This window comes from Deltaproteobacteria bacterium (assembly GCA_021737785.1).
Taxonomy (GTDB): Bacteria; Desulfobacterota; DSM-4660; order Desulfatiglandales; family Desulfatiglandaceae; genus AUK324.
The window spans coordinates 20827-27512 of the sequence record JAIPDI010000060.1 but is presented as its reverse complement, the minus strand read 5'-3'; the positions used below and the strand labels follow the sequence as shown (position 1 = coordinate 27512).

The following is a 6686-nucleotide window of genomic DNA, read 5'->3' as shown; positions in this document are numbered from 1 at the left end:
CGATATTGAGCACCCGGGCCACCCCGTACTGCAGACTGAGGCCCACCGCCGTGACCGCATAGATGCCGCCCAGCAACAGACCGGAAATCACAATGTCCAGGATGGTCACCATCATTTATAACTGCCCATGTTCCGGGGGGGTTCCCTAAATAGCGCCTGAACGAAAACTCCGTTCAGGCACTGTTTATTGGTTTTCCGGGTTTCCGTTCGGGGACTAAATAGGGGAGCCGGTTATCTGTCATCGGTTAATCCCGCGGGTACTGGGGATCAGTGGGCACCGCAAGCGGACCGCAGATAACCGATAACCGATAACTGTCTAACAAGCCGGAAGATCTCTTCCCTGAAAGAGGAGTCCCCTCTCAGGGAGAGATCCAATGGATACATACAGGCTATTTTTTGGGCCATGGGGGCTTGGGGTATTCCGGCGGGGCCGTGCGTTTGGGACCCGGGTCGATCACCTCGAACACGCCTTTCTGCCACTGGCCGATCTCGCCGGGGTGATTGACAAAATACCGGTCTTTGTCATACCAGTAGGGTCCCAGGGCCGTGTCGAACTTCTCCGTGGCCATGATGTCCCGGATCTTTTTCTGGTCCAGGGTTCCGGCCTTCTCGATGGCCTGCTGGAAATGCTGGAGCGATGACCAGTAATACAACCCGCCCCAGTAGTCGGGTTCTTCACCAAAAAGCTTAACGAACTTGTCAACAAACTCCTTAGCGCCTGGAGAGGTCTTGGCGTTCCAGGCCCCGCCGCCCATGACGCCCTCGATACCGCGCTCTCCAAAGGTCCCTTTATAGAGCGGCGGAGAGAAGGGGAGGACGGTCAGAAAAAAGGCATTGAAATTGATTCCCAGTTCCATTGACTGGCCGGTCAGGAGCATCCCGCCGTCCGGATAGCACGCAGCCGCAAAGGCATCCACATTGAGGGATTTTGCCTCTTTCAAGAATTGAGACATGTCCTTGATCCCCGGGGGATAGCTTTTGTTCAGCTTGACGTCGATCCCCTTTTTCTTGAAATAGGGGACCATGGCATTGCCGTATTCAATGCCGTGAAGATCTGCGCGATAAATCACGGCTACCGATTTGACGCCCACCTCTTTAAAAATATCGGCAAGGGCCGGGGCCTGGGTATCGGAAAAATTTAACACCTGGAAAAAGTAGGGGAGGCTCAGTTCCTTGAGCTTCAGGGCGCCGCCAGGTCCCCCGATCAATATGTACCCGTACTTGTTGGCAACGGGCGCAGCAGCAAACAGCCAGGCCGTTCCCCATGGGGGAAAGACAAAGTCCACCTTGTCCTCTAAAATGAGCTTTTCCAGAAGGTTCGTCATGGTACCGATATCGCTCTTGTCGTCGTATCGTTTAAGTTCAACCGGCAGCTTCTTCCCGTATTCCTTCACATAGATGCCGCCGTTTTTGTTGACCTCATTGACCCACAGCTCATAGATCTTGCCGCCCGATATGGCAACCCCTCCAGCCAACGGCCCTGAGAGAGAGATGGCCTGCCCGATTACTATTTTGTCTTTAGATCCTTTGTCCGCGGCACCAGCAGTACCGGCCAGGAAAACCACCAGGATCACAAAAACCAATACCCCGTGCCATACCCTACTTTTTGTTCTCATCTTTTGCCCTCCTCGCTAAAGCGGCCTAACGGCCGCAACCAAATTAGTGGCCAGCGTTTTACCGATAGTCGTAACGCAGCCGCACCTCATCCCTTTTTGGCTTGGGAGCCGTTCTCCTGAGATCTCTCCTTTCTTAAACCCTCTGCTTCCTTTACTGATGGTTTTACAAATCACTCATCTCCTGCATCACATCGCCTTCAAATTCCATCCGAAAAACGCTCGGGCGGGTGTGAACAGGCGTTTACGCGACCCCCCAATCGACACCGGCGCTGCTGAGTGCGGCTCCTGACACATCTACGATAGATGCACCGCCGTCAATCAAAAGCACGGATCCGGTCATAAAAGAAGCATCGTCGCTTGCCAAATAACTGCAAATACCCGATATCTCGTCGGGGGCAGCTACCCGCCGAAGAGGGACGTTGGACGATATGCAGTCGAAAACGCCGTCCACGTCCGTTGAGAGTACCTCCGTAAGGGGACTGAGTGCCTCCTCCAGCATCTTCGTCCGGGTTGCCCCGGGACAGACGGCATTGCAACGTATTTTGAATCTCCCATAATCTAAAGCAGCTTGCCTTGTCAGCATGTTGAGGGCGGCCTTTGAGGTGCAGTAGGCCGCCATGCCGGGCAGGCAGCGTAGCCCGCCGAGAGAAGAAATATTGATAATCGATCCGCCGCCGCCTTTAATCATATGCGGTATCGATGCCTTCATGGCCAGAAAAGACCCCGTCAAATTTATCTCAATGACCTGTCGCCAGAGTTCCTGATCCAGATCTGTAACCGTTCCGCCCGGATCGATTCCGGCGTTGTTTACCAGCACATCGAACTTCCCTCCGAATTTCAGGGCCGTCTCAACCATCCGCTCCACGTCTTTATACTTCGAAACATCCCCCGAACATGTCGTTACCATGTCTGAGGGTAGTGATTGGGCCACCTGATCCAGCATTGACCGGCGCCGGCCGGTGATGCATATCTTTGCGCCATCCGCAATAAATCGCTTTGCGATGGCAGCACCGATACCGGTGCCCCCTCCTGTTATGAGGGCTGTTTTCCCTTTCAAGTTCATTCACTGCCTCCTTCCGTTGATGGTTGTTTCAAACCCATATCAATTTCTCCTGAAGTCAGCTCGATCCCCTAAGAGATCGTTTTGGCGTTGCCTGTCGATAATCACAACGGCTGCATGTCTTCCGGATAGAAGGTCACCGATAGTTTCCTGATCAAGGCACCCGCAGGTGTATTGGCGATTTTCCCATCTTCGCCGATGGCGAAGAACTTACCGGTTTCCCTCATCTGGTCCCAGTTGTGGAAGAACACCGTGGAGACCGGCAGGCCGAATTCGCGCCAACTGAAAATGTACTGGTTGACGTCGAATTTGTAGGTGATGTGAAGTTCAACGTCCGACTCCCCTTTCAGGGGTCCGACAATGCAATGCCAGGCATAACGCTTCTCGTTCAGATAGATATGTTCGAAACATTGGTTGGGGTTGTAGATGTAAAGGGCCCGAAGCCCTATCAGATCGCGGGTGGGCGCCGGCTTCAGGCCTGTGGGCGGGATTGCCGGATCACCGAGTACGCCGGGAGTGAAATCCTGTATTGCACGGGGCTCTTTACCGATATCCCCCTCGCGCATAACAGTGTGCACTGACAGCGCCTGACGGCTTTCGGTGTTGACGAAAAAGGTGCGGCATTGTCGCGGTTCATTGGCAAAGGTCATGTCAATAAAGTACGTTCGAGGCGCAACCTCGATCGCCTCGTACCAATCCGTTCCGTTCGTGGAACCGCTCCGCCAGTTCACCTTGTTGGGCTCAATGAATTCGAGATCGAAGACCGTCCCTGAATCCAGGGTAATTTTCATCTTTTGATTGACCAAATCCGACGTTGATTGAATTCGATGGTAGGCCATATCCGCTGCATAGTCCTCGTACTTATAATCGGTTTCGCCTTCTCTTTGTGGCATAAAAAGCCTCCTTTCAATCAGTGAATGGCAATATTTTCAGGCAGTTGTTGCCCTTAGAAATCGAATGTCCGGTCCAGCTCTTCATCTGAAATGGAGAAGACCGTATTGTGGGGCGGGAGGGCCTCCTTGTAGAAGAACCCGGGCAATCGATCGTCCTTGCTGGTGAATCCGGCCTTTCGATTGAATTCCCGCTCCGCCTGAAGCACCTTAATTCCCAGGGCCGGGACATCCTCCGGTCCAAGCTGTGTCCCGAATTTGGCATTGATGGCCTGGAGGAGGGCCCCGCCCCCTTCAGGGGTGGTCAGGGTCACATAGGCCATTAAACACAGGCCCGTGCAGTCGGCCGCGGCCGTGGCGATCTGCAGATACCTGGAGGCCTCCACCTGGCCTTCGGGGCTCAAGGGATCCAGCTTCTGCTCCAGGTATTCGCCGATCACGTTTCCGGCGGTGTGATCCGCGCCCATGGGCGAGGTGGCAAATGTCACGCCGTTCCCCTGCATGGCCCTCGGATCGTAGGCGGCAATGCTCTGGCCCTTTACCACCGGAACCCGGGCGTGGTTTAAGTGCTTCCCCACGGCAGCAGGCCCTTGCCCCAGAATCCTGCCGAACGGAGTGCCCGAGGCGATCTCCTCCACCATCTCGACGGCGGCCTCCCCGTCCCCAAAAGATTTGTAGCCCGCATCCATGGCCACGCCGACGGCCACCCCCGTGCTCATGGTATCCACGCCGATGTCGTCGCAGAGAAAATCCAGCCGCGCCACCATGTCCAGGTCGCCGATCCCGGTCATCCCCCCCATGGACCAGATGGTTTCGTATTCAAGAGAGCTCGTCACATACTTGCCCCCCTTGTCTACGAACTCGTTGGAGCAGTGGATGATGCACTGGGCGCACCCCATATGGGTGGTCTTCCCGCCCCGCTCCTGAATCATCCGGGCCATGGCCTCCCCGCTGATCTTTTCCCATCCGTCCAGGACACCCTTTGTGGCATTGTAGCTGGGAAACGCCCCCATGGCGTTGACCGGGGCCACCAGGCCGGCCGTCCCCAGGCCGGGCATCATTTGCCCGGCCACAGGATGGGCCTTGATGACCTTGACGATCGCCTGGTTGGCCGCCTTGAAGGCCTCGGGATCGGCCAGAGGATCGGCGTTGTCGCCCCGCTGGTCCACCACGATGGCCTTAAGCCCTTTTGCGCCCATGACCGCGCCCAGACCCCCCCGGCCCGCGGCCCGGCAGGGCCGGCCGTCCACATCGGTGCTCTGTATGGAGGCCGCAGCCAGCCGCTGCTCCCCGGCAGGGCCGATGCAGAGCACGGCATTCTCCGCCCCATAGGTCTCGAACAGCTTCTCCGCCAGGGCATAGGTCCGCATCCCTTTAAGGTCCTGCGCTGAAATCAGCTCGGCCTTGCCGTCCCGGTCGATCCTCAGGAGGTATCGTTCTTCTTCCGGGCACTGGCCCTCAATAATCAGGGCCGTGATCCCTAAGTTTCCCAGGGCCGCGGAAACCGTTCCGCCCGCATTGCTCTCCTTGATCCCCCCGGTGAGCGGGCTTTTCGACCCCACAGAGATGCGGCTGGTATTGACCAGCGGGGTCCCTGTCAGGGAACCGGGGGCAAAAATGAGTTTATTCTCCGGACCCAAGGGGTCACATTTCGGCGGGACTTCCGTGTTCACAAAGATGGATGTCAGACCCCTCCCCCCGAGCCCGAGATATGCCTGCGGCACCTCCTCAACACGGACCGCCTTGTCGTTCATATTCACCCTGATAAATTTCATGTCTGTGCCCCCCTTTCCATGAGAAGTGACTGAAGTGCGCCAAAGTGTCTACAACCGCAGGACCGGCTTGATCACCAGCCCCTTTTCCATGTCTTCCACGGCCTGATTGATGTCTTTAAAGGGATAGAAGGCGATCATGCGGTCAAAGGGAAACCGGCCCTGCCGGTAGAGCTCGATCAATTTGGGGATAAAGAGATCGGGAATGGCATCCCCTTCAATGATCCCCCGAACCGCGCGGCCGTTCATGATCAGGTCCATATTGAGAGTGACCTCGGTGCCCGGGGCCACCACCCCCACCAGGCCGCACACGCCGAGGAGAGGGAGAATGTCTACGGCCTGTCGCAATACCGCCGGGTTCCCCACGCACTCAAGGCTGAAATTCGGGCCTCCACCCGTGATCTCCTTGACCGCTTCAACCACATCCCCTTCACCGGCATTGACTGTGTGGGTGGCGCCCAACTCCCTGGCCATGGTGAGTCGGTCAGGATGGATATCCACGGCGATGATGGTGGTGCAGCCGCAGACCGCCGCGGCCATGATGGCGCTCATCCCCACGGTCCCTGCGCCGAATACGGCAATGGATGTGCCTGCGCTGGCCTTGAGAGAATTGATGACCGCACCTGCCCCGGTCATAATACCGCAGCCCATGGGGCCTAAGATTTCAAGAGGGATATCCCTGGGGACTTTCACGACATTCCGTTCCACAACCAGGGCATAATCCGCAAAGGCAGACTGCCCAAAGAAACTGCCATGAACAACCTGCTCTCCCTTCCGCATGGTTGTTGTTCCGTCGGGCCTGGCACCGCTGAAATTGAGCTGCAAAAAATTTTCGCAATAAGGGTCCTTGCCTGCCTTGCAGGAGGGGCATTCCCCGCAGGACATCCAGCTCAGGGTCACATGATCCCCGGGTACCACCTTGGTGACCCGAGATCCCACCTTTTCCACCACGCCAGCCCCCTCATGACCGAAGACACTGGGAAGCGGGATCGGCAGATGCTGGTCCCTCCCGGCCAGATCGGTGTGACAGATGCCGGAACCGACCAGACGGACCAGAATTTCATCATCACTGGGTTCGCTCAGATCCAGCTGTTCAAGGACAAATTCGCTGGAAGGTTCGAAAATGACTGCCGCTCTAATTTTCATCACGTCCTCCTATCGTTATTTGAGTGGTTTACGCAAACTCTTAATAATGGCCGACAAAAATGGCAGGAGTTAGAATCAACACACCATCATGATAGTTGAGTTCATCCCCTAAGCGTCTCAGTTCAGTTGATGACACCTGAAAGGCGATGAGTTGCCCAATCAACAATGAGATATCTTCTCATTTGATGAGTAGTTAGCAAGT

5 protein-coding genes are annotated in these 6686 nt (G+C 56.2%); all 5 read right to left on the bottom strand.

Annotated elements, in window-relative coordinates; genetic code table 11:
• Positions 1-389: 389 nt before the first annotated feature.
• Complete coding sequence (locus K9N21_21195; GenBank protein MCF8146431.1) at positions 390-1616, bottom strand: amino acid ABC transporter substrate-binding protein; 1227 nt, start codon at positions 1614-1616, stop codon at positions 390-392.
• 241 nt (positions 1617-1857) lie between these two features.
• The gene (locus K9N21_21190) at positions 1858-2679 is read right to left on the bottom strand and encodes an SDR family oxidoreductase (GenBank protein ID MCF8146430.1); all 822 of its coding nucleotides are present in this window, start codon (positions 2677-2679) and stop codon (positions 1858-1860) included.
• 101 nt (positions 2680-2780) lie between these two features.
• Positions 2781-3569 carry a molybdenum cofactor biosynthesis F family protein gene (locus tag K9N21_21185; GenBank protein MCF8146429.1) on the bottom strand — a complete coding sequence of 263 codons (789 nt, stop codon included), beginning with the start codon at positions 3567-3569 and terminating at the stop codon, positions 2781-2783.
• A gap of 53 nt (positions 3570-3622) precedes the next feature.
• The gene (locus K9N21_21180; GenBank protein ID MCF8146428.1) at positions 3623-5341 is read right to left on the bottom strand and encodes an aldehyde ferredoxin oxidoreductase; all 1719 of its coding nucleotides are present in this window, start codon (positions 5339-5341) and stop codon (positions 3623-3625) included.
• Positions 5342-5389: 48 nt separating this feature from the next.
• Entirely contained in the window at positions 5390-6484 is a 1095-nt protein-coding gene (locus K9N21_21175; protein MCF8146427.1) for an NAD(P)-dependent alcohol dehydrogenase, read from the bottom strand.
• Positions 6485-6686: the final 202 nt, after the last annotated feature.